The following is a 21,713-nucleotide window of genomic DNA, read 5'->3' as shown; positions in this document are numbered from 1 at the left end:
CATAAGGATAAAATATTAGTTAAATTATAAGTAACTATTTGTAAGTAAGTTTATCATTGTAATATAACTTCGTCAAGTTATAATATATCTTTAAATATTTATAATTACTTTATGTAAGTTTATGATATAATGAATGTCGAGGTGATATTATGAATGATTTCAACATGTGTCCTCGCTTTGAAAAAGCGGTAGACTTGCTAAGTAAACGTTGGGTCGCGCTGATCGTTTTCGTGCTGATGCCAGGGCCACGCCGTTTTGGTGAAATTGAGAGCTGTCTGTCCAATCTCAGTGGCAAGGTGTTATCTGACCGATTGAAGGAAATGGAAACCGAAGGCATTATAGAGCGAACTGTATATCCTGAAATGCCAGTACGTATTGAGTACTCTCTGACTCCAAAAGGCACAGCGCTTGCTCCTATACTTGGTGAAATTGGAAACTGGTCTACCGAATGGATTGAGCTTGGTATTAAGAAATGATTCCCGCTACACAACACAAAGAGCCCTAATTGTCCCGATCATGAGACAAGAGGGCTCTTTTTGGATTAACATCCCCTTTATAAGTCTTTTCGCTCGAAGCGAAGTAGACCTATAACAAAAGCTAACAGGGTATATCCTATCGCATAAATAATAAACATGTTTGACGGAACCGTATTAAAATCCAGCAATCCATTCATGCTGCCGAACAATCCCATCATTCCACTCATTTCATTAGCGCTGAACAGGACGGCGGTCATTTTCCGCTGTAAACCATCCACTGGCATAAGCAGTGCCATCATTCCTGACAGATTATTTAATGTGTCAAGAACATCGGGTTCTAATCTCAGCGATCCTCCGATCTTATCAATCATCCCACCTAACCAGCCCGCTCCATATAACATTGTCATAAAGACGCCATTCCCCACTGCTGAGAAGAATCCAGAACCCAGCATAGAAATCGTAATTAGCAAAGGCACTATAGAGGAGAACAACAAAAATGATTTCAATAGGACTACGGCATCTCTAGGAACAGTTGCATGGATCTCAGTAATCCATAAAATAGAAATAAATAAAATCAGGGCATAACCAATCCCAAGCGTCACATATCCAAGCCAGCGACCTATGTACCATTTCCACCGCGGCAGCGGTCTTGGCAGTAAAGCCTGCATAACCCCTTGTTCTGCTTCACCTGCAATAGCTGAGAAGGAACTGAAGATCGCCAAAAAGGCGATTACAAAAGCGCCAAAAAAGAATCCAAGTGATAATATAAAAGCACCATTTGTAAAATTAGCTAAGAGATGCTCGCCACTGCTAATATCTGTTCTATTCGGTATTCCACTTTGTCCGATCGTATTTGCCACAAACCAAAATCCTATAAGAAAGACAATGGTCATAAGCAGTGTTAATATCATCACTCGTTTTCGCAGCAATTCCTTCCAGGTCATTCCCATGATTATTCTCATTCGTGTTCACCTCTGTGACTTAGGCCGGATACAGCACTCATAAACCAGTCTTCCAGACGTTCTTGCTTTCGTGAGACTTCATATAAGGTCATTCCTTGTTCAATAATTAACGTGTTCAGCCAGCCTACTTGCTCCTCATTCTCCAGTTCCGCTTCCAGCCAAACTGTGCTACTTTCCAATGTAGCTGGGATTGAAGCTCCTTTTTCAGATTGAGATCCAATATCCGCTGAAACTTTGATCTTAAGATCAGTACTATCCTGTAGCCAAGACAACAAAATAGGCGTAAAACCGCCCACTTTAAAATGCCAGCTTGTTCGCTTATTTAAGATCTCAGATACTTTCCCATGCCGCAGTATAACTCCGTTATTCAGCAGTGCCATACGGTCGCAGATGAGTTCAACATCCTCCAGTAGGTGAGAGTTAAGAAATATCGTAACTCCCTTCTCTTTTAGCCTCTGCAAAATATTCCGAACTTCCTGACGTCCAATCGGGTCTAGCGCCGATGAGGGCTCATCCAGAAAAACGATGGCCGGATTGTTTACAAGAGCACAAGCAAGCCCTAATCTCTGCTGCATCCCTTTGGAATAATGTTTCACACGATCCCGTCCACGGTTTCCAATTCCAACTTCCGCTAGAAGCTCTGGAATTCTTTTATCGGCTACAGATCGCTCTACACGGCACAGCTTGGCATGCAGTCTTACTACTTCTTCCCCGGTAAGCCATTCTTGATAGCGATATAATTCCGGTAAATATCCGATTTGGGACTTGGCTTCAAGTGAACCGATCTTATGGCCTAATAGAGTAGCACTACCATTCGATGGACGAATGAGACCTACCAACATTTTGACAAAGGTACTTTTCCCCGCACCATTAGGGCCGAGGAAGCCAAAGGCTTCCCCTTTCCCAACAGTAATCGTTACATCACGGCAACCACGTCCGTTATCATATTCTTTGGTCAAAGACTTCGCTTCTATTGCAGCAGCCGTCATTATTCAATCAACTCCTCTAGCTTCTCTAAGAATACAGCTTTATCTGTATACACGCTTCCCCCGTTGAAATCGAACAATTGCCCGTTCTGTACCCAAATGGCCGAGTATACAATCCCTTGACTATATTCATTCTGATTCAGTAGAACCGTAGTATCTTTAATCTTTATTTGATCGGTATTCAGGCCTTTTACCAGTGGCAGAGGAATTTCACCTGATAAAATGCGGCTCTGCTTTAAGCTGGATTTCAGATAATCTGGCAGCAATGGAAAATCGATTATAGCTTCCAAGGCTTCATCAACCTTTATAGTTGGATCTACAGTAATTAAAGGAGTCTTCGTCTGTGTAAGATTAGCCCATTTATCATTATCCATCGAAAGATCATAATTCACGATCTCCGAAAGATCTAATTTAATTTCTTTCCCATCTATGGCCTCTGGAAGAAGCTGTTTTGCACCCAATCTTTTCATTGCTTTATTAACCGCTTCAATATTAAGCTTCAAGGTTATTTCTTGTGAATTGGTTATATATGCGCTCTTCACATTCTCGAGCAAAGTTCCGCTTGGAAGTGTAAAACCTAGAGTCTCTTCCACCTGATCTAACGGAATAATCCCTTTATTTGAACCAAAGGTACTTGTAAACACACCAAATTTGTTCATAGCTTCATTCATGGATTGACTTTCATTTACCTGATAAAAAATATCCCGAATATCATTTTCATTCACAACTGTAACTTCTTCCATCCGAAACTGATTCAGCAGCGATGCCATAGCCGTATTTCCTACTGGAGTTCCAAGTATAACCGCAAAGATCGCGGCACCTGCCACTGCTACTCCCCACTTACGCCGACGATTCATGCGAGGTCGCTTGGATCGGCGATTAGTTATCGGATTGTCATCTGTAGATTGAGGCTGGCCCATTTCTGGGTGTGGTTTATCATCATCTTTCATAACATCCACTGCCAACTGCTGACTCCACACAGCCCATTTAGGACTTGCATGCTCAGACGCTAACTTGTTTTGCAATTTGGCCCAGGCTTCATCTGTATATTGTTTATTATGATCTTGATTTAGCGGTTGTTTAGTCATTAGTAAACCCTCCTAAATAATTTGGAGCTTCGTTTATCTCGGTTTGTTAATCTGACTGAGATAGTGATTTTGCTGCATTTTGTCTTAACCTCAGGGTCGCACGGTGCAGTAATGTCCCTACTACGGGAGGTCTTAGACCAAGCTCGCCTGCTATTTCCGCATAACTGTAACCAGAGTATCTAAGCAGAAGCGCTTGTCTATCCCTGTCAGGCAGCTCGTTCAACCATTCATGAACATCCTCCTGATCCAGCTTACTGATTAAGACTTCCTCTCCTGAAGGAGGTGATTCCCCCACTTCGTATAACTGTTCTTGTTTATTTTGCAGCCGCCGTTCCCTTGCTTTTTTGTCTAGATAATCATATCCAATACGAGTAAGGACTCTATGAAGCCAGGCACCCAGCGCTGCTGGATCATCTGGGGGGTTACGATACAATCTCAGAAAAACTTCTTGTGCCAAATCATCTGCTGCCGACTCATCACGAACCAAAGCGGTCAGCTTACGTCTGACAATAGGATAATGTTCATAGAATATTGCTTTAAAAATTTCAGATTCCGGAATTTCCATCTTGTAAATCCTCCTTATCAGCTGCAGCTATAAGTAAGACGACTATCAATGCATTTTTGTATCAAGATTACGTAAAAAAAGACAGCCCCTAAATTAATAAGGAAACTGTCTTTTAGTGTTTACCTAATTCGAATGTAACGATTAAGAATCTTTTTTGATAAAATACTTCGTTCCAGCCTAAGCTCCCAGAGCTGCTCTTTCCACTGAAACTGTTGCTCTGAATGTTCATTCTCACGTAGCTTCTCAAACAGCTTCATGATCATTATGTTAATGGCGTCAAATCTTGACCATAATTCTATTACACTTTCTTCTTGAATCTGAGGACTTTCCTCTGCTGCACTAAGATTCTTTAAGCGCTCAATGATGTCAGCCTGCCACTGTCCATCTTTAATCGCCTTGGCGTAATTTAAAAGATCCAAATAATCATCGACTGACATGTGTACCGACTCCTTTGCCTACTTATACCAAGTATTATACTAGGCATTATCTATAAAGCAACCCTTTATCTCTGGACACAGCAAAAAAACAGGTCTGGTATAAGAACCAGCCCTGTTTAATGAATTTAACATGATCAATTTAGTTATAACAGCTTTTGAATATCATCTTTAATTTGCTCTGATTTTGGACCAAATACGATCTGCACAGCTCCTTGACCCAGTCTCATGACACCGGAAGCTCCGAGCTGTTTCAATGCGGAATCTTTAACGGCTTTTTCGTCATTAACAATCAGACGAAGGCGTGTGATACATGCATCGATATTGCGGATGTTCGATGGACCGCCGATGTTCTCAAGAATTTGAGCAGCTTTAGAAGACGATGAAGGCGTTCCATTACCTCCAGGTGGTGCTAACAGACTTTCTTCATCATCATCTTCACGTCCAGGTGTTTTTAGCTTGAACAATGAGATAATAAAGCGGAATAGTACATAATACAAGACGAAGAATCCAAGACCCACAGGAATAAGTATCCATGCATTAGTAGACAGTTTCAGGTTTACAAGATAATCGATCAAACCTGCGGAGAAACCAAAACCAAGCTTAACATCTAAAATGTACATCAAGGCCATGGAGAATCCTGTTAATAAAGCATGAACTCCGTACAAGAGTGGTGCTACGAACATAAAGGAGAACTCAAGTGGTTCAGTGATCCCTGTTAAGAAAGAAGCAATGGCAGAACCGATGAAGATGGAAGCAACCATTTTACGTTTTTCCGGTTTAGCTGTATGAATAAATGCAAGTGCTGCCCCTGGAAGCGCAAACATCATAATTGGGAAGAATCCAGTCATAAACATCCCAGCAGTTTTATCTCCAGCGAAGAAGCGGTACAAGTCACCATGCACCAGTTCACCAGCTGCATTCGTAAAATCACCAATTTGGAACCAAGCAATCGTATTAAGCACGTGGTGAAGACCGAACGGAATCAGCAAGCGGTTAGCTGTACCGAAGATGAATGCTCCAACAGCCCCCAGTGACACAACCCAGTTCCCGAAGTCACTAATAACATCTTGTATCGGACTCCAGATCATACCCACAAATACAGCAAGAACCATCATAGAAGCTGCCGTAATGATTGGGACAAAACGTTTACCTGCAAAAAATCCGAGCCAATCAGGCATTTTTATATTGTGATATCTCTTGTATAAGAACGCTGCCCAAGCACCGGCAAAAATACCACCAAGCACACCCATGTTCAATACAACATCATCATTGATGAAAGAGAATTGAAGCGGTACGATAAGCAGAATCTTAGTCAGTACCATGTAAGAAATTACTGCTGACAAAGCTGCTACGGCGTCACCGGCAAATCCAATGGCAACCCCTACCGCGAAGATTAAGGCTAGGTTACCGAAGATCGCATTCGCTCCGGCGTTTAGAAATGGAGCAAAGTATTGATTCAGAAATCCACCAATGGTCGCTCCTAGCGGAATATCTTTTTCGTAGTTAAGCAAACCAAACCCTTGAAGAATAGCTGCCGCCGGCATGGTTGCAACAGGAAGCATTAACGACTTACCTAGTTTTTGTAGAAAAGCCAACATTAAAAATCATCCTTTCGGTTCAATAGTAGTAGTGCTCTATAAACCATTTACTTTGAAGCCACGGTAAGAATCAGATCCTGTCCTGCTGTAACCTGACCATAATGTCCGCTTACTTGAGGTGGATTCTCCTCTGTACTGGTCACGATTACAGGCGAAATTGTGTCACAACCTGCCGCGCGAATTACGTCCAGATCAAATTCGATTAGGGTTTGACCTGCTTTTACTTGATCTCCAGAGGTTATATGACTGACAAAACCGTTGCCCTTGAGGCTGACAGTATCGATTCCGATATGTAATAGCAATTGCATACCGGAGGAATGTTCCAGAATGACTGCATGACTCGATTTCACGATATGAGCAACCTTACCGTCAAAAGGCGCTTTCAAAATTCCCTCAGATGGTTTTATTGCAATTCCGTTACCCATATGACCGCCAGCAAAGGTTTCATCCGGAACCTGTGCTAGTGGAACTGACTCCCCGCTGATTGGTGCCATGATTTCGATGGTATGTTCAGTATGTTTCTCTTCTTTTTTTGATTTCCATTTGGAAAACATATGCTCCACTCCTCTTAAGATGTTAATTTGATTTCACTAAGGTCTGAAATAACCGGTGCAAATGCATGGCTAGAAAACATAGTTCTTCTTCCGGGATTTCGACTTCAAGCGACCTTTGCATTACTTTACCGAGCTTTTGAGCCAGCTTGTATTCCTCTTTGTATTCTTTCTTAATATGTTTCACAAAGGGATTATCTATTAGTGATCCTTTTAAAATACGTTCCAGCGAAAAACGCAAGTGGATCATTAATCGGATATGATTCATACTGCCATGCTCAAAAGTTATCTTTCGTTCTTGCTGAATCATGTCTAGAAGCTCATTGACAATATTAGAGGCCTTGACTAACTGACCAACCGATACATTATTGACTGCTGAATACACATGATAAGTAAGAAATCCAATCTCATCTTCGGGGATTTGCACTTGAAATTCAGCATTGATTTTCTCCGATGCCTTGTAAGCGATCTCAAATTCCTTCGGAAATGACATTTTGGTTTCTTGCAAAAACGGATTAATAATATCCATCCCGTTGCGCAGACGGTAGATGGTGAACTGTATGTGGCTCGGGAGTGCCAGATAAATCTTGTCGTTTAACTTGTCAGGAAATTGACTTTGGATATCTGCAATTATCTCATCAGTTATTTTCATTACCTTAGGATCTATATCTTCCAGCAAAACTTGATATTGGCTCCAGGCTTCGCGATCTTCTAGACGAAACAATTTCTCAATCCGAGCATCATTTCCTTCGATCACACCAGAACCCTTCACTGCAAATCCAATACCTTTGCCAATGATGACATATTCCTTCCCGTTTTTGCTTCCCTGAACCATTACAACGTTATTCCCTATTACACGCTGTACTTGAAATTGCTCGATCTCTCGCGACAAGCTCATCACTCCTCTCCCTAATTATCGTCAAATCGGAACAAAAAAAGCCAAGAATTGTCTAATGGTAATAAAGACAATTCTTGGCTCATGCCCTTAACGGTAACACGCCACTAAAATATAAATGATCATTTATGAACATATCATAATTCATGAACTGCTAACTCGTCAATGGTAAATTTAGAAATGTCAAGCGGAGCTCCCTTTACACCAAACAACTCCTTATAAAAACTCTTCCACGCGAGGAAGCTTATCTTTAAGCTGGCGGACGTTAGTCTCAAGCCTCAGAATAACCTCTTCCAATTCTTTTGGATCAATGCCTCGGGAAACAGGTACCTGGATTACCTCTGTTTTGGTTTCTGCCTTTAATTCCCGCATTTCCAGCTGCTGCTCTTGCCATTTATCCATCAGATCAGCGATCGTCGCATAGAAACGTTCGTAATCCTTGATTACGCTGTCCAGAAATGTATCTACTTCCTCCGCATCGTAGCCACGCAGCTTCATGCTGAATTCTTTTTCATGTATGGTTAGAGCGTCTAATGTGATGCCGAGTTGACTGAACAGCTTCCGCTGTTTGTCTAACCGACGTTTCATATGTTCATCCATCTTTTGCTACCTCCAAGTATATACTGCAATCATCCGGCAGTAACCATTATAACAGGGTGAGAGCATCCTGAAAATATTACTATAGTTGCAGTTCTAATAGTTGTCCACAACAGCTTTATTCAAAATGCCTAAGCAGCGGTCAAGATCTGTCTTTACCTGCTTTTTATATAACTTTGCTTTCTCTTCTCCATCTGAAGTGAAATGGTAAAGTACGATTTCTTGAAAATCCACTTTAGGGTCATTGCCTTTCAGCTGCTTGGTACGATATAAAATCCCTTGCTGCACCAGCTCATGCAGGGCGCGATAGATTTCACTCTGTGGAGGGGAATAACCATGGGCTTTGAAATCCCGACGTAAATCCTCCAGCATTTGATATCCGTAACCGCGGTGTTGTTCTACCATTGTTATAAGATACACCTTGATAAACGCTCGTTGAGCAATCATAAACGCCATATAAACCCTCCTCATGTTGTAAATGTTGTTGGCTAATCTTTCCTTCTATTACTCTAGTATAAGCACTATTTTCCAACTTTCACAACCTGAAATTTGATAGAGGGTTCACTTATTCCGTTGTTTATAGAGATTTGGTGGTATGTAGGATGATTTATGTGGATGTGAGCAGGGAGAGTGTAGTTTTTTCTGGTCTTCTATTGTGAATTTTTCATATGATGAAAGTATGGAATAAATGGCTGTACATCGTTGATTGCGTTGAATGATTCCTCGAAGAAGTAGGTCCACAGCTTCGGCACGATACAAACTCCATCTGAACCCGCATGCTTCTGCACACCCCTCCCATTCTTTGTTTAGTTTGATCAGTTTAGTTTGTTCAAGTTTGCTCGTTCGAGCTACTATCGGACCCAGTTGACCCTATTCGCTGCTTTTCCCCACTTTTGGTGTGTTATCGGACCCCATGGGCGCTATTGGCATAAAAAGTAACATTAATACAGCTATTCTTGGGGAATAGCTGCACTGGTGTCCGATACTACTCTGAAAAAGCTTAATATTTGCAAATAGCGTCTTCTGAGTCCGCAAGCTTCAGCGAGAACCAAACTCTATCTGAATCCACATGCTTCAGCACGCCCCCCCTCCCATTCTTTGTTGGTTTGATCAGTTGCTCGTTCGAGCTACTATCGGACCCCATTGACTCTATTCGCTGCTTTTCCCCACTTTTGGTGTGTTATCGGACCCCATGGGCACTATTGGCATAAAAAGTAACATATATACAGCTAAACTAGAGGAATAGCTGCACTGGAGTCCGATACTACTCTGTAAAAGCTTAATATTTGCAAATAGCGTCTTCTGAGTCCGCAAGCTTCAATAGAACATCGATCCACAAAACGAAACGCAAAAAAGCGATCCTCCAGTTATTGAAGAATCGCATTCCAAGTAGCCTCTCCTAATCACTATTTCATAGCGTTTTTCTCCATAAATTCATCCTTCGTCAATCCAAACAACAGTAAGTCTAAATACTGTCCATTTGTATAAATTACTTTCCGGCGCACGCCTTCTTGGACACAGCCCACTTTTCTGAGCATAGCTGCTGAGGGTTCGTTACCTTCGAGCGCACATTCGTTAAACTTGTTGAGTCTTAGCTCCAAAAAAGCATACTTCAACAGGATGTTGATAGCTCTTGTCCCATACCCCTTACCTCGATGATCTCTATCCACTTGCACGCCTATACTGAACGTACCATTTTTCTCGTCTATGCTATTAAGATTTACTCCACCCACATATTCGCCATTTAGATTCTCGATCGTAAACATCAGCCGCTGTGATGAGAATTCTGCAAATGTATCTACAAATTTTCGGGATTCAGCTATGGTAGGTGGTAGTTCAACAGTACACTCTAAAAGTCGCCGCGCTGGTGTATCGAAACGGTTGATGTAATGACCTTCCCAATCCTCTTCCTGAACGGATCTTAGTCTTATTTTCTCATCCTGCCAAAAATAATGACTGTAATCTACCTCTCTCATCTTGTACCTCCGAGTTTAATAATTTAGAGATTATGATAACACATCTACAGGATTATATTGGTATAGTATTTTTAAAATCAACTTTACGGTTTAAAAGCATAGTATTATATATTCATAAAACGCGATTCCCGAAATCATCTGAAATAGAGGTATATACTATGAATGAATATCAATTGATTAGCGATTATAAACACATCGATAAATATAAGCTTAGCTTCAATTCTTTAGCCCAATCAATCTTTGGTATTGATTTTAAACCTTGGTATGAACAAGGGGGCTGGAATGACAAATATATTTGTTATTCCTTTATCGATGAAGATCACGTCATTGCGAATGCATCTATTAATAAAATGACTATTCTCATCAACAAAAAAGAATACAACGCCATCCAAATTGGGACGGTGATGACACATCCTGATTATCGTATGCAAGGTTTATCCAGAAAATTAATAGACCACATTATCGCTAAGTACGAACATGAATACGACTTCCTCTACTTATTTGCTAATGAGCGCGCTTTGGATTTTTATCCTAAATTCGGGTTTGAACGCATGCAAGAAAGCAGCTTTTCACTTAACGTTGCTCATCTTAGCAATCAGCCAACTACAACCTACTCTGTGCGGCCTTTATCTATAGGTAACCCCGTTGATTTTAGCATGATCAAAAATTTTGCAGTCAAAAGAACACCGGTATCCTCCGCGCTAAGTGTGATAAATAATGAACATCAGCTGCTGTTTTATTTTATTCTTCCTTTTCATGATTCCTTTTATTATATTGAAGAGGCTGACGTTATTGTGATCTTTAAACATGAGGATCATCAGCTTCATATTTTTGATATTATCAGTACAACAAGTTTTGATATCAACACAGTATTGAAAAGCATTATTTCTCCGGAAACTGAGGTTATACATTTTTATTTCACACCAGATTATCCAATCGATCAAGTTAAGGCAGAATTAATTTTCCAAAGTGAAGATACCTTATTTATACGTCCGCTATTAAAAGAACTCCCTCAACATTTCATGTTTCCTATTACCTCTCATGCCTAGTTAACGAAAAGAAAGGCTGCCACATGGCAGCCTTTCTTAATCGTGCATAGGAATATACATACTCTGTATCTCTTGTACTCCAGGGACAAATCCTAGATTTAAATAAACAGACTCCGCGTCATTACCTTCCATGACATATAACCTTAGGATCGGATACTTATCTTTCAGGAGATTAAGTCCTCTTTTCAACATCCGTGTAGCAATCCCTTTTCCTCTGTAAGCAGGTATTACACCAATACTGTAAACTGCTGCGTAATCATCTTGTAAACCCAAGAGACAATTCGCAATTAGCTGTCCCGATTTCTTATCATACACAAGCGTGGACGCTGTAAGTAATACTTCATTTGTATAATTAGGTTCTTCACTTGGGATAAAATCTTCATAAGAGAATTTCTTTCTTCTTGTTGCCTCAAGACTTCCATCAAAGCTCGCATAGTTACATTCGGCGATCTGCTCTTCAAGAATAAATCGTTTAGCGCCCATACCATTATCTTCGATCTGAGGACTTTCAATCCTTAACTCTTCGTTCCATTCGACCTCAAAATGATCTGTAGGACGGTGCATCCAACGGCATCTGAACTCATCAGGCCAAAACCCTGCCCGCGCAAATAATTGAACCTGGTCTGGCAGAACCTCGAAGGTTTTTATAGGTTTTGTGCTATCTGACCAATAAATCAAAAGCTTTTTTAATAGCTTCAGCACCACAAATGTATCGTTAAAAGGTGGAATAACAAATAAATGATATATCCGATTAGGCGACATCCTTACTCCACCTATTTTTGACTCCCCTCTATAGATCCAAAAAGCGTTTCTTTGGGCAGAATTGAACCCTTCTTCTTTAAAAAAACCATTATATTGCATATTATAATAAATGGAACAGTACAGTCCCCATTCTTCCGAGTCTGCCATACGAATAGAATAATCATTATTTAAGTCATATGAAATCTCGTATTCAGACCATGCCATTAATTGCATTTACATTTCCTCCTCGCTAGTCCTATCACCTTCTGTATTCCATAGTATCACTTCTTAAAGTAAATGTTTGGTAATAAACTGTTATATTAATCTTTTGCCGATTTAAAGCAAATGCTTTTCTTTTATCATAGAAACGGCTTGTACCCGGTTTTTAACCTCAACGATTAGCATAGGGCTGAAAGATTCTCTCAATTGCGCTATGCAAACTTAACCAGAACCGTACAAGATGGTTATCTGCAAGTTCCAGTGACAACCATGCAACCTCATCGGAATGAGTGCGAGCCCATTCAGCCGCAAGTGTCGTTTTTCCAAATCCAGCTGAGGCGGCAATAAGCGTTACTTTAGCACGGTTTTCATCCATGAGTTTGGACATTAATCTTATGCGCTGAACATAATAAGGAGCCTGCTTTGGAATGGTGACTCGTGAGGCAATTATAGATTGTTGAGAATAAGTGAGCGCACGTTGGTTCGGTGTAGGAGAATTCATTGGAACCTTCCTCTTTTTAAAAAATTCAATTTTTAACCATCTATTAAATACTAACATAACATTGTAGCTTTCTGACGTCCAATATCTAAAAAAAAGACCGCCAATTGGCAGTCTTTTTTCTAATATATTCTCGAGCATAACCAAAAAGCAGAACCCACTGCGAGAATGCCTGCCATAGTTACAAACAGGACATACCCTTTCTTTGTTCTAGTAACGGCGTGCTTATCATAAAACTCTGGTTTTCGAACAATTCCAAACCATAGATCAGCAATTAAATTCACGACTACTAAAGAAAAATTCTTTAATTTACTCATGTCATCTCTCCTTCTACATGTAAGGATTCATCTCTCTAACCCTTCAAGCTCTGAGCAAAACCTGACCTCCATGACGGGTAAGATGGGCTCCATCCGTAATCCATTCGAGCTTTTGTATTGGACGCCCCCCGTTCCCAGCCTTCTCTGCCCATTTGCGAAGCAGGTCCAGGAGCTCCCAAGAGTTCTGAAAAACAGGCATCCAATCTATTCCTCGCGCAGGTTCATTGTCCACAATATTGACTGGACCAGAAGGCCAGTTCAGAGCAAGCGCCGCCGCGTTAGCTGCATCCTCCACATGAAGGAATGACGTAACTGCTTCTGTTGCTGTCAGTCTTCCATGCCGAATTTCTTCTGTCATTAATCCTGCAGAATTATACCAAGTCCCTTGGCCGTACAACATTCCGTACCGCAAAATCACATGATTAGGAATCTCAGCGACTGCTTTTTCAAGGGAGCGGATACCATCAATGGTTCTCATCCGTAATTCAGAAGCATTAGTATCTAATGGAGTATTCTCCGTGGCAGGTCCCTCACCAGCTTCATATGCCCAAGAGATACTTTGGGCAATGATCTGTTCAACCCCGGATGCCAATGAAGCATCGACAATATTTCGTGTTCCTTCTATTCTTATCCTTGAATTATCTGCAAAATTCCGCTGACTTAGTGAAGTCAGCTGATGAATCACCACTTCAGGTTGAGCTGCGCGAATAGCCGCAAATATAGACTCACGCTCATACACATCCGCGATTACCGCTTGTGCCCCAATGCTCTCAAGGATTGTTTTGTTTTCTTCTTTATGGGTCAGACCGATAACCTCATGCCCCGCTTGAAGTAACTTAGGAAGCAATAGCCGTCCAATCACACCTGCAGCACCTGCAACAAAGATTTTCATCTATTCCCTCCTTTTTGCTGTACCGTATCTTATGGCATAGCTAGAGTTAAAGCATAATTTGAATGATTATCCATATGATACCACATATGCAAAAAAGACTGCACCTCACAGCATGCTAAGAGGTGCAATCTTTGAGTTGAATCATTATCATAAAGTGTTTTTATCCAAAAATAGCAGCTTGTCTTTTATAAAGATCTTCCAATACCAAGCAAGCCATTGCTTCAACAACCGGCACGATTCTCGGACAGATACATGGATCATGTCTGCCCTCCGTTTTAATCTCTACTTCTTCACCATTCGTGTTTATGGTCTGTTGAGTAACAGAAATCGATGATGTAGGCTTTACACTTATTCGAAAAATAATTTCTTCTCCTGTGCTAATTCCGCCTATAATCCCACCGGAATGGTTACTAAGAAATCCATCCTTATTCATCGCGTCATTATGTTCACTTCCAAGCATAGAGGCCGCTTCGAATCCAGCTCCAAACTCTATTCCTTTTACAGCACCGATAGATAACATCGCTTTAGCTAACTCTGCATCCAATTTATCAAATACGGGTTCTCCAAGACCCGGAATAACCCCTCTAATCCGACACTCCACGATACCTCCACAGCTGTCTCCAATCGAAGCTAAGTGTTCAATTTTTTTAATCATTTCAGCTCCTGCCTTAGCATCACAGGCGCGGACTGCATTTTGTTCAATGACATCTTCATCAAAGGTTTGGCACTTAATCCCTCCGACCTCTTGCGTGTAGGCCAGTACCTCAACTCCTCTTCTTTCAAGCAGTTTCCGAGCGATCGCTCCGCCAGCTACTCTTGCCGCTGTTTCCCTGCCTGATGCCCGCCCACTGCCTCTATGATCGCGAATTCCGTATTTCTGCAAAAAAGTATAATCCGCATGGCCGGGTCTAAATGAATGCTGAATATCGTTATAGGCCTCCGGTTTCATATCTTTGTTGTACAGGACCACAAAGAGTGGAGTTCCGGTTGTTTTCCCTTCGAATACTCCTGATTGTATTTGCACAACATCATATTCCTTACGCGGTGAAGTTACTGAGGACTGGCCTGGTTTCCTTCTATCCATCTGTTTCTGGATATATGCTTCATCAATTTCAACATTAGGTGTAACTCCATCCACTATGACCCCAACCGCTGCACCATGTGACTCTCCAAAGGTAGTAATTTTAAATACTTCCCCAAATGTGTTACCTGCCATAATATTCAAACCTCCATTGCCGACTCTTTTATTATTTATCTATCCAAATTATAATAAGATTGTTGCAATTAATGAAATCACATTTTCAATAGACTGTCATAGAGGTGATCTATATCAAATTCTTTAATCTTGAATGGTATCGCATTTTTTTATATACGGCTCGTTACAAAAATCTAACAAAGGCTGCAAATGAATTGCATATTACACAGCCATCCGTAAGTTATGCCATTAAACAAATGGAGGATTCTTTAGGACTCAAATTATTTCATCGTTTATCTAAAGGTGTAGAGCTAACTGAGGAAGGACTGGCGTTATTGGAATATGTTGAGCCCTCACTAGTCATGCTGGATTCTGCACAAAAGCATCTTCACAATCTAAAGCAGTTAAACGAAGGAGAAGTTCGGATTGGAGCGAGTGATTCCCTTATTAAAAATCTTTTGCTTCCGCAATTGAACGCATTCCACAAACAATATCCCGGTATACGAATTCGGCTATCACACGGAAAAACGCATGAGATCACCAAACGTTTGAAAGAAGGCGAAATAGACTGTGCGCTCGTCCATATGCCTATTGACGATCCACAATTAAATATTCAGACGCTTGCCACCCTTGAAGATTGTTTTGTAGTGGGACGAGCCTTTCAGCAACTGGCAAACCGTTCGCTTACGGCAAAAGAACTTGCAGAGTTACCTTTTATTTTATTATCCCCAGAAAGCAGCACCAGACTGTTTGTTGATCATTGGTTTGCTGGTAAGAGTTTGTCCGTTAAACCAGATATAGAGCTGGGCAGCATCGATTTACTCTCTGAATTCGCAAGACTTGGTTACGGGGTAGCGTTTATTAGCCGTTCTTTTGTAATTGAGGAGATTCAAAAAGGAGAACTTTTCGAGCTGCAATTAGATGATCCGCCTCCACCCCGGAATATAGGATTCGCAATCCATCGCGATATGAGGTTATCCGTAGCAGCTGATTCTTTCGTCCGCATGCTTCGTATCCTTGATTAAGATCGTGCACGTAGCAGCACATACGGACATTGCGGAACGGGGCATATGCTTAGCAACCATAAGGACGCTGCGGAACGGGGCGATTTCGTAGCTGCAAACCGGGGGCGTATGCCCAGTAGGATAAGGACACAGAGTCCGGATGCGCTTACATAGCAATATAAGGACACAGTGGAACGATGCACGTATGTATAGCAAAAGGACACAGTGATCGGGTGAGCATACATAGCAGTACAAAGACAACACGTGCGTAGCAGTATAAGGACTCTAGGGAACCCTGCATGTACGTAACAGCATTAGGACACAGCGGAACGATGCACCTCCAGCATAAGGACACAGTGATCGGGTACGCATACATAGCAGTACAATGACAGCACGTGCGTAGCAGTATAGGGACACTGCGAAATGGGGCACGTTCGGAGTTGCAATCCGATGCGAATACTCTGTAGCATAAGGACACGTGACCGGGTGCGCTTACGTAGCAATACAAGGACAGCACGTGCGTAGCAGCATAAGGACACTCCGAAACGATGCAGGTACGTAGTGGGAAAGGACACAGTGATCGGGCGTGTACGTAGCAGTACAAAGACAGCACGTGGCGTAGCAGCATAGGGACACTCCGAAACGATGCAGGTACGTATTAGCAAAGGACACAGGGGACCTTAAACGCAATATTATTCAATATTTGGAGCCCTATCGGACCCCATTGCAGCTATTGGCAAAAAAAACAGCAAATAAGAGCCTCATTCTATAGAATAGCGTCCATGGAGTCCGAAATCCTGCTGCAAAGGCTAAAAATTAGCCAATAGCGTCCTCTGGGTCCCTATGCCTCAAAAGTGGATGAGTTATGGGTGATTCCATGAGACGCGATGGACTAAAAACGCAAAGGAGCGATTCTCCATTAATCGGAGAATCGCTCCTTGTAACCTTTTACCGCTTTTAAAGCAGGTTATTATAATGATTATATTTTATCGCGGTTGTAGACTTCAGCCGTCCGATCCGCTCTGTTAGCCATCGAATTTCCTAGTCTAGTGTCTTCGTTATAGACGCCTTCGTAACGCTGAGTATTCAGCGAACGGTTGCCGCGGAACACATCATGCGCTTGATAGCCGCGTCCATTATCATCGACTAGTACAAGGATTTTGCCGCTTTCCACATAACCTTCGTACTCTTTAGCCTCATCCTCAGGAATACCGAGTCCGATCAAGCCGCCGACTAATCCACCTGCGCCTGCACCAACTGCTGCACCTGTAAGGGTAGCAACTATTGGCCCTGCCGCCAGGATCGGTCCAATCCCCGGAATCGCCAATGCTCCGATCCCTGCTAATAATCCGGCAACGCCGCCAACTACACCACCTGTAGCAGCGCCTGTCGCCACTCCTTCTGGAGCTTTTGTGCCTGTATCCTCTGAGATGTTTCTAAGCTCATCACGATCACGTGTGATTACTGATATTTCATCATTACTAAATCCTTGATTGTGAAGTCCTTCAATTGCTCTGGTTGCTTCTTGTTCTGTGTCGAAAATACCTACGATTTTTTTAGTCACTTGAAGCCCTCCTTAGTAATTGTCTTCGCTAGTAATTACCCTTTAAACGGGAGACCAAACATCTAAGGGAAAATTTCAAGAGCATAAGTACCATAAATTATTTTACGGGACGTGTACGATTAGTCGGAATGGCCTGTAATGGGTCATCTGGCCAATAGTGCTTCGGGTACCGTCCTTTCAAATCTTTTTTGACCTCAAAATAGGTCCCCCGCCAAAAACTTGCTAGATCAGAGGTTACCTGCACAGGTCGTCTAGCTGGTGACAAAAGATGCAGCAATACCGGCACCTTCCCCCCTCCAATTCGAGGTGTGTCCAGCTGTCCAAACATCTCTTGCAATCTTACTGCCAATACCGGGGCAGCAGGATTAGTATAATCTACGGGCACACGCGAGCCACTAGGAACAGATATATGTGTAGGTGCTTCCTTTTCCAGCATCTGCCGCTGATTCCAGTCCAACATCCCCTCAAGCGCCCGTGCTAACGGTACACGCTGAAGGTCGCGGAGGTTCCTCATACCCTGAAGATATGGCAAAAGCCATTCATCCAACGTAGCAATTAAAGCAACATCTGAGACATCCGGCCAATCTGAACGTAAGGTATGCATAAACATCAAACGTTCGCGAAGCTGTAAGGTTCCCTTCTCCCACGGTAGTATTTCAATGCCATCAGTAGCGATGACACTTAACAGTACATTTGCCGTTTCTTCCGCGGAGGGTCTTTCATGTGAAGTTTCTTTTAAGACCAACGCGCCGAGCATTGTGCGACGACGTTTCTTCACACTCCCACTTTCTTTATCCCAATACACATCCGCTTCCTCGGTGATGCGGTCTGCATGATAGGTAAGCAGTTGTCCTTCTTCTATCTCAGCTGCCAGCATAATTGCGCCCTGTGTAGCGCGATCATCGATCGAAGCAGCTACGATATAAGGTGACCGGGCCAGCGGTTGTCCTTCCCGCATGGCCGCCCCCCGACCGGAGGAGAGCAGAAACGCGCCATCGCCGCGTTTCTGCCCGATCCGGTCGGGATAGGCGAACGACAGAAGCAGCCCGCAGCGGCTGATGTCGTTCACGTTCTCGCCCGGCGCGGCTTGCAGCTGCGCCAGGAAAAGGCGGCTCTCGCGCTGCACAGCGCGCAGAGCCGCCGGGTCCGCTCCGCCGCTATCAGCGGAGCGCTCGAACCGGAGCAGCGCCTCAACGCGGAGCGTGAGGTCGCAATCTAGGGCCGAGGGACCCTTGAAAAGGTCCCGCTCTTGCAGCAGCGCCGCCAGCCGGCAGGCGAGCGGCGCTGCGCCAAGCTCTGCCGCGCGCAGCAGCATATGCGCGGCTCGCGGGTGCGCGCCAAGCGCGGCCATGCTGTGGCCGTGCGGCGTAATGGCGCCGCCGGCGTCCAGCGCGCCGAGCTGGCGCAGCAACGCGGTGCCCTGCGCATAAGGCGCAGCGGGCGGCGCGTCAAGCCAAGATAGCGCGGCAGGATCGCGCACGCCCCACAGCGCCAGCTCCAAAGCAAGCTGCGCAAGGTCCGTCTGCATAATCTCCGGCACATTGTCATCCGGAAGTCGATTATGCTCCTCCTGACTCCACAGCCTGTAGCACACGCCTGGGGCTGTCCGTCCGGCACGTCCCCGCCGTTGATCCGCGGAGGCTTTTGATACCGGGACCGTCGTAAGACTCGGCATTCCTGTGCGTGGTGAGAATACCTGTGTACGGCGTTGCCCTGTATCAATCACCGTTCGCACGCCTTCAATCGTTAGACTTGTCTCAGCTATAGAAGTCGCAAGCACTACTTTTCGTTCACCTTGAACAGATGCAGCCACGGCTGCATCTTGGATATTTTGTGGCAGCTGACCATATAAAGGGCGAATAATTGCCGGAACTGGCAAGCTCCCATTTTCCAACTCACTTTGAGTTCTGCGTATTTCTCTTTCCCCCGGTAAAAAGACGAGAATATCTCCGGGTTGTTCAGCAAGCGCATGTCTCACAGCAGCTGCAGCAGTTTTTTCCAGTGGAAGATTCCCAGTAGTTGGCACATAGATTGTTTCTACAGGATAGGTTCTGCCCGGACAATTTACTACAGGCGCATCCCCTAGTAAAGCAGACACCCGCTCACTGTCCAAGGTAGCTGACATGATAAGAATCCTTAGATCCTCCCGCAACACAGCCTGTGCTTCCAGTGCAAGGGCAAGTCCCAAATCCGCATGAAGACTGCGCTCATGGAACTCATCAAAAATAACTAAACCCACATCACCCAAAGAAGGATCGCTTTGCAGCATTCTCGTTAATACTCCTTCAGTGACTACAACAATCCGCGTATTTTTGCCTACTTTAGTGTCATTCCGCATCCGATAACCTACCGTCTGTCCAACACTTTCTCCAAGGCAGGATGCCATGTAAGTGGCGGCAGATCTAGCAGCAAGCCTTCTAGGCTCTAACATTAAAATGCTTTTACCCGCCATCCAGGGTTCGTCCAAAAACGCCGGAGGCGTTCCAGTTGTTTTGCCTGCACCCGGTTCAGCGATAAGTACTGCTGCCTGCGCAGTGTTAAGTATGTTTTTCAGGTCAGGAAGCACCTGTATAATCGGAAGCTGTTTCATTCTATCTCTCCATCGTCTATAATCATATGTTATAATTTTCCTAGAAGTTATCTTAGATCATCTTCATCATGTGTGAAAAAACCTTAAAGATCAAGACTTACCATTCATACCCTCTATAATATTAATAAGGAGACTTACTATGATATTCGTAACAAAAGCTACAATTTCAGATCTACCCATGCTAACCAAAGTAGACAGCAAGATCATTGGCAATGAAAGCCGCAAATCGAAGATTGAAAAATATATCAATCATGAGCAGTGTTACGTAGCATCGCATAATGGAACGCTTGTAGGATTTGCTTGCTACGATACCACCTTTTTCGAATGTTGTTTTATTCAGCTGGTCATTGTGGATCCTGAGTTCAGACGCCTAGGCATAGCCAAAACACTCCTTAGCTACATCGAGGAACAATGCCCAACCCCCAAGCTTTTCACCTCTACCAATGAATCCAATACGATCATGCAGCAACTATGTCTTTCTCAAGGGTTTGTTAAAAGCGGAGTCATTGAGAATTTAGATGATGGCGACCCGGAATGGGTTTATTTCAAACAAATTAGATGAGCATACATGATTAGTTACACACAACAAGCAAAAAGGCAGCTCTTCTGTCTAAAACGACCAAGAGATGCCTTTTTATTTTACACTATTTATTCTGATGTCCAAATGACCGTAGGTATTTAGGCAGTAACCTAACCAGCATTAATCCTCTTCCTTTATCATCTGTCCGTGTATTTGAGCACTGTATTGCATAAAAGCAGGGTTACTATCCAAGCCGCGTTCACGTAATAACTCCTGTAGACGCAGTCTTTTCATAGACAGTTTTGACCGCAGAGCCTTGCCCTCACTGGTTTCTGCACCTCCGCTATTATGACACGCCGCTAGCAATCCTTCCAACGTAACACATTCAGCTCGCAGAGAGATTTCCTCAGGAACAAGTCCGGAGTTCTTCATGATATTAAAAGACATCCGTAATTCTTCTGGCACACCTGATAAATCCTCAAGCTCCAGCGGCTTGCCATGCCCAGGTAAATCTCGAAATTCCCCGTTACGCATAGACTCCTGAATCCGCTGCTCAGCTAACCAAGACATCATCCCCATATACGCAGCCTCCTTCACCAATGCCACACTATTATCAACCCTGCCTAATCAAAAGTATATTTTACGGAATTGCGTTAATTTTAGCATAAAAGAATTAGGATTTGCATCAAGGTGCCGGAATGCTTTCTCAGATCTTTCCTATGCTGTTAACTATAGGGATGGCGAGCTATTTACTCAAATGCCCCTTGTCCCACGTCACACAGTTGAATAACTCGGACTCCGTAACTATCCTATCGTATACAATGTATATTCTAAGTCCATAACCGCAACGTCAGCACACACTGGCCACCGTGAAACGTTTGGAACCATGAGCTCTTGCTCGTATACTACATCTTTTACACCCTCATTACATCTTCATTACATCTTGGTCGCCATAGATCGTTCGGACCCAGCAGCCCTTATTTCACAAATTC

The 21,713-nt window shown here is 43.2% G+C and carries 22 protein-coding genes and 1 pseudogene; 4 read left to right on the top strand and 19 right to left on the bottom strand.

The annotated features are described in order from the left end of the window. Window positions 1-149 precede the first annotated feature (149 nt). Window positions 150-476 (top strand): winged helix-turn-helix transcriptional regulator, encoded by a 327-nt coding sequence (locus tag MHH86_RS13925; protein ID WP_036686688.1) that lies wholly within the window; start codon window positions 150-152, stop codon window positions 474-476. Between the two features lie 77 nt (window positions 477-553). Here the strand turns inward: MHH86_RS13925 and MHH86_RS13920 are convergent, their stop codons facing one another. The 11 genes from MHH86_RS13920 to MHH86_RS13870 form a co-directional block, all read right to left on the bottom strand. Continuing rightward, a complete protein-coding gene (locus MHH86_RS13920) occupies window positions 554-1,438 on the bottom strand; it encodes an ABC transporter permease subunit (protein WP_036686685.1) in 885 nt (294 codons plus the stop codon). Beyond that, entirely contained in the window at window positions 1,435-2,427 is a 993-nt protein-coding gene (locus MHH86_RS13915; RefSeq protein WP_326048204.1) for an ABC transporter ATP-binding protein, read from the bottom strand. Before MHH86_RS13915 ends, MHH86_RS13920 begins: the two co-directional genes overlap by 4 nt. Then, window positions 2,427-3,512, bottom strand: a complete 1,086-nt coding sequence (locus MHH86_RS13910; protein WP_076273401.1) for a DUF4179 domain-containing protein — start codon at window positions 3,510-3,512, stop codon at window positions 2,427-2,429. Before MHH86_RS13910 ends, MHH86_RS13915 begins: the two co-directional genes overlap by 1 nt. Window positions 3,513-3,558: 46 nt before the next feature. After that, window positions 3,559-4,077 carry a sigma-70 family RNA polymerase sigma factor gene (locus tag MHH86_RS13905; protein WP_036686680.1) on the bottom strand — a complete coding sequence of 173 codons (519 nt, stop codon included), beginning with the start codon at window positions 4,075-4,077 and terminating at the stop codon, window positions 3,559-3,561. A 119-nt stretch (window positions 4,078-4,196) separates the two neighbouring features. Beyond that, window positions 4,197-4,514, bottom strand: a complete 318-nt coding sequence (locus MHH86_RS13900) for a hypothetical protein (RefSeq protein ID WP_076143974.1) — start codon at window positions 4,512-4,514, stop codon at window positions 4,197-4,199. Between the two features lie 143 nt (window positions 4,515-4,657). Further along, window positions 4,658-6,112: an N-acetylglucosamine-specific PTS transporter subunit IIBC gene (gene nagE, locus MHH86_RS13895; protein ID WP_036686675.1), complete on the bottom strand. Its 1,455-nt coding sequence runs from the start codon at window positions 6,110-6,112 to the stop codon at window positions 4,658-4,660. Window positions 6,113-6,159: 47 nt separating this feature from the next. Then, a complete protein-coding gene (locus MHH86_RS13890; RefSeq protein ID WP_036686673.1) occupies window positions 6,160-6,666 on the bottom strand; it encodes a PTS glucose transporter subunit IIA in 507 nt (168 codons plus the stop codon). A gap of 22 nt (window positions 6,667-6,688) precedes the next feature. Next, on the bottom strand, window positions 6,689-7,561 hold the full coding sequence (locus tag MHH86_RS13885) for a PRD domain-containing protein (protein WP_036686671.1): 873 nt from the start codon (window positions 7,559-7,561) through the stop codon (window positions 6,689-6,691). Window positions 7,562-7,774: 213 nt separating this feature from the next. Beyond that, complete coding sequence (locus MHH86_RS13880) at window positions 7,775-8,158, bottom strand: DivIVA domain-containing protein (protein WP_036686669.1); 384 nt, start codon at window positions 8,156-8,158, stop codon at window positions 7,775-7,777. A gap of 93 nt (window positions 8,159-8,251) precedes the next feature. After that, the gene (locus tag MHH86_RS13875; RefSeq protein ID WP_036686667.1) at window positions 8,252-8,611 is read right to left on the bottom strand and encodes a helix-turn-helix transcriptional regulator; all 360 of its coding nucleotides are present in this window, start codon (window positions 8,609-8,611) and stop codon (window positions 8,252-8,254) included. Between the two features lie 950 nt (window positions 8,612-9,561). After that, the gene (locus MHH86_RS13870) at window positions 9,562-10,131 is read right to left on the bottom strand and encodes a GNAT family protein (protein WP_076141468.1); all 570 of its coding nucleotides are present in this window, start codon (window positions 10,129-10,131) and stop codon (window positions 9,562-9,564) included. 158 nt (window positions 10,132-10,289) lie between these two features. On the opposite strand from MHH86_RS13870, the gene MHH86_RS13865 reads away from it, so the two are divergent. Next, complete coding sequence (locus tag MHH86_RS13865; protein ID WP_076224171.1) at window positions 10,290-11,180, top strand: GNAT family N-acetyltransferase; 891 nt, start codon at window positions 10,290-10,292, stop codon at window positions 11,178-11,180. A 36-nt stretch (window positions 11,181-11,216) separates the two neighbouring features. Here MHH86_RS13865 and MHH86_RS13860 read toward each other — a convergent pair whose 3' ends face one another. From MHH86_RS13860 to aroC, 5 genes and pseudogenes are all read right to left on the bottom strand, one after another. Next, window positions 11,217-12,155, bottom strand: a complete 939-nt coding sequence (locus MHH86_RS13860; protein WP_038570621.1) for a GNAT family N-acetyltransferase — start codon at window positions 12,153-12,155, stop codon at window positions 11,217-11,219. Window positions 12,156-12,312: 157 nt separating this feature from the next. Beyond that, window positions 12,313-12,642, bottom strand: a complete 330-nt coding sequence (locus MHH86_RS13855) for a hypothetical protein (protein WP_076143978.1) — start codon at window positions 12,640-12,642, stop codon at window positions 12,313-12,315. A gap of 119 nt (window positions 12,643-12,761) precedes the next feature. Further along, entirely contained in the window at window positions 12,762-12,956 is a 195-nt protein-coding gene (locus tag MHH86_RS13850) for a hypothetical protein (protein ID WP_036686658.1), read from the bottom strand. 35 nt (window positions 12,957-12,991) lie between these two features. Continuing rightward, window positions 12,992-13,848: pseudogene (locus MHH86_RS13845) on the bottom strand (NAD(P)-dependent oxidoreductase). 160 nt (window positions 13,849-14,008) lie between these two features. Next, on the bottom strand, window positions 14,009-15,064 hold the full coding sequence (gene aroC / locus MHH86_RS13840; protein WP_036686655.1) for a chorismate synthase: 1,056 nt from the start codon (window positions 15,062-15,064) through the stop codon (window positions 14,009-14,011). A 104-nt stretch (window positions 15,065-15,168) separates the two neighbouring features. Here aroC and MHH86_RS13835 point away from each other — a divergent pair, with 104 nt between their 5' ends. Beyond that, window positions 15,169-16,068: a LysR family transcriptional regulator gene (locus MHH86_RS13835; protein ID WP_249267711.1), complete on the top strand. Its 900-nt coding sequence runs from the start codon at window positions 15,169-15,171 to the stop codon at window positions 16,066-16,068. A 958-nt stretch (window positions 16,069-17,026) separates the two neighbouring features. Here the strand turns inward: MHH86_RS13835 and MHH86_RS13830 are convergent. Together MHH86_RS13830 and hrpB are read right to left on the bottom strand one after the other, a co-directional pair. Continuing rightward, entirely contained in the window at window positions 17,027-17,611 is a 585-nt protein-coding gene (locus MHH86_RS13830) for a general stress protein (protein ID WP_051491471.1), read from the bottom strand. A gap of 97 nt (window positions 17,612-17,708) precedes the next feature. Beyond that, window positions 17,709-20,201, bottom strand: a complete 2,493-nt coding sequence (gene hrpB, locus MHH86_RS13825) for an ATP-dependent helicase HrpB (protein ID WP_076316197.1) — start codon at window positions 20,199-20,201, stop codon at window positions 17,709-17,711. A 139-nt stretch (window positions 20,202-20,340) separates the two neighbouring features. Here hrpB and MHH86_RS13820 point away from each other — a divergent pair, with 139 nt between their 5' ends. Then, on the top strand, window positions 20,341-20,763 hold the full coding sequence (locus MHH86_RS13820) for a GNAT family N-acetyltransferase (RefSeq protein ID WP_036686651.1): 423 nt from the start codon (window positions 20,341-20,343) through the stop codon (window positions 20,761-20,763). A gap of 138 nt (window positions 20,764-20,901) precedes the next feature. On the opposite strand, the gene MHH86_RS13815 is transcribed toward MHH86_RS13820, so the two are convergent. Further along, entirely contained in the window at window positions 20,902-21,300 is a 399-nt protein-coding gene (locus tag MHH86_RS13815) for a DnaJ family domain-containing protein (protein WP_036686648.1), read from the bottom strand. Between the last annotated feature and the right edge of the window lie 413 nt (window positions 21,301-21,713).

Source organism: Paenibacillus sp. FSL F4-0097 (assembly GCF_038593125.1).
In the GTDB taxonomy this organism is placed as follows: domain Bacteria; phylum Bacillota; class Bacilli; order Paenibacillales; family Paenibacillaceae; genus Paenibacillus_AQ; species Paenibacillus_AQ odorifer.
The sequence above is the reverse complement of the archived record's forward strand: the minus strand, read 5'-3'. Positions and strand labels throughout refer to the sequence as shown.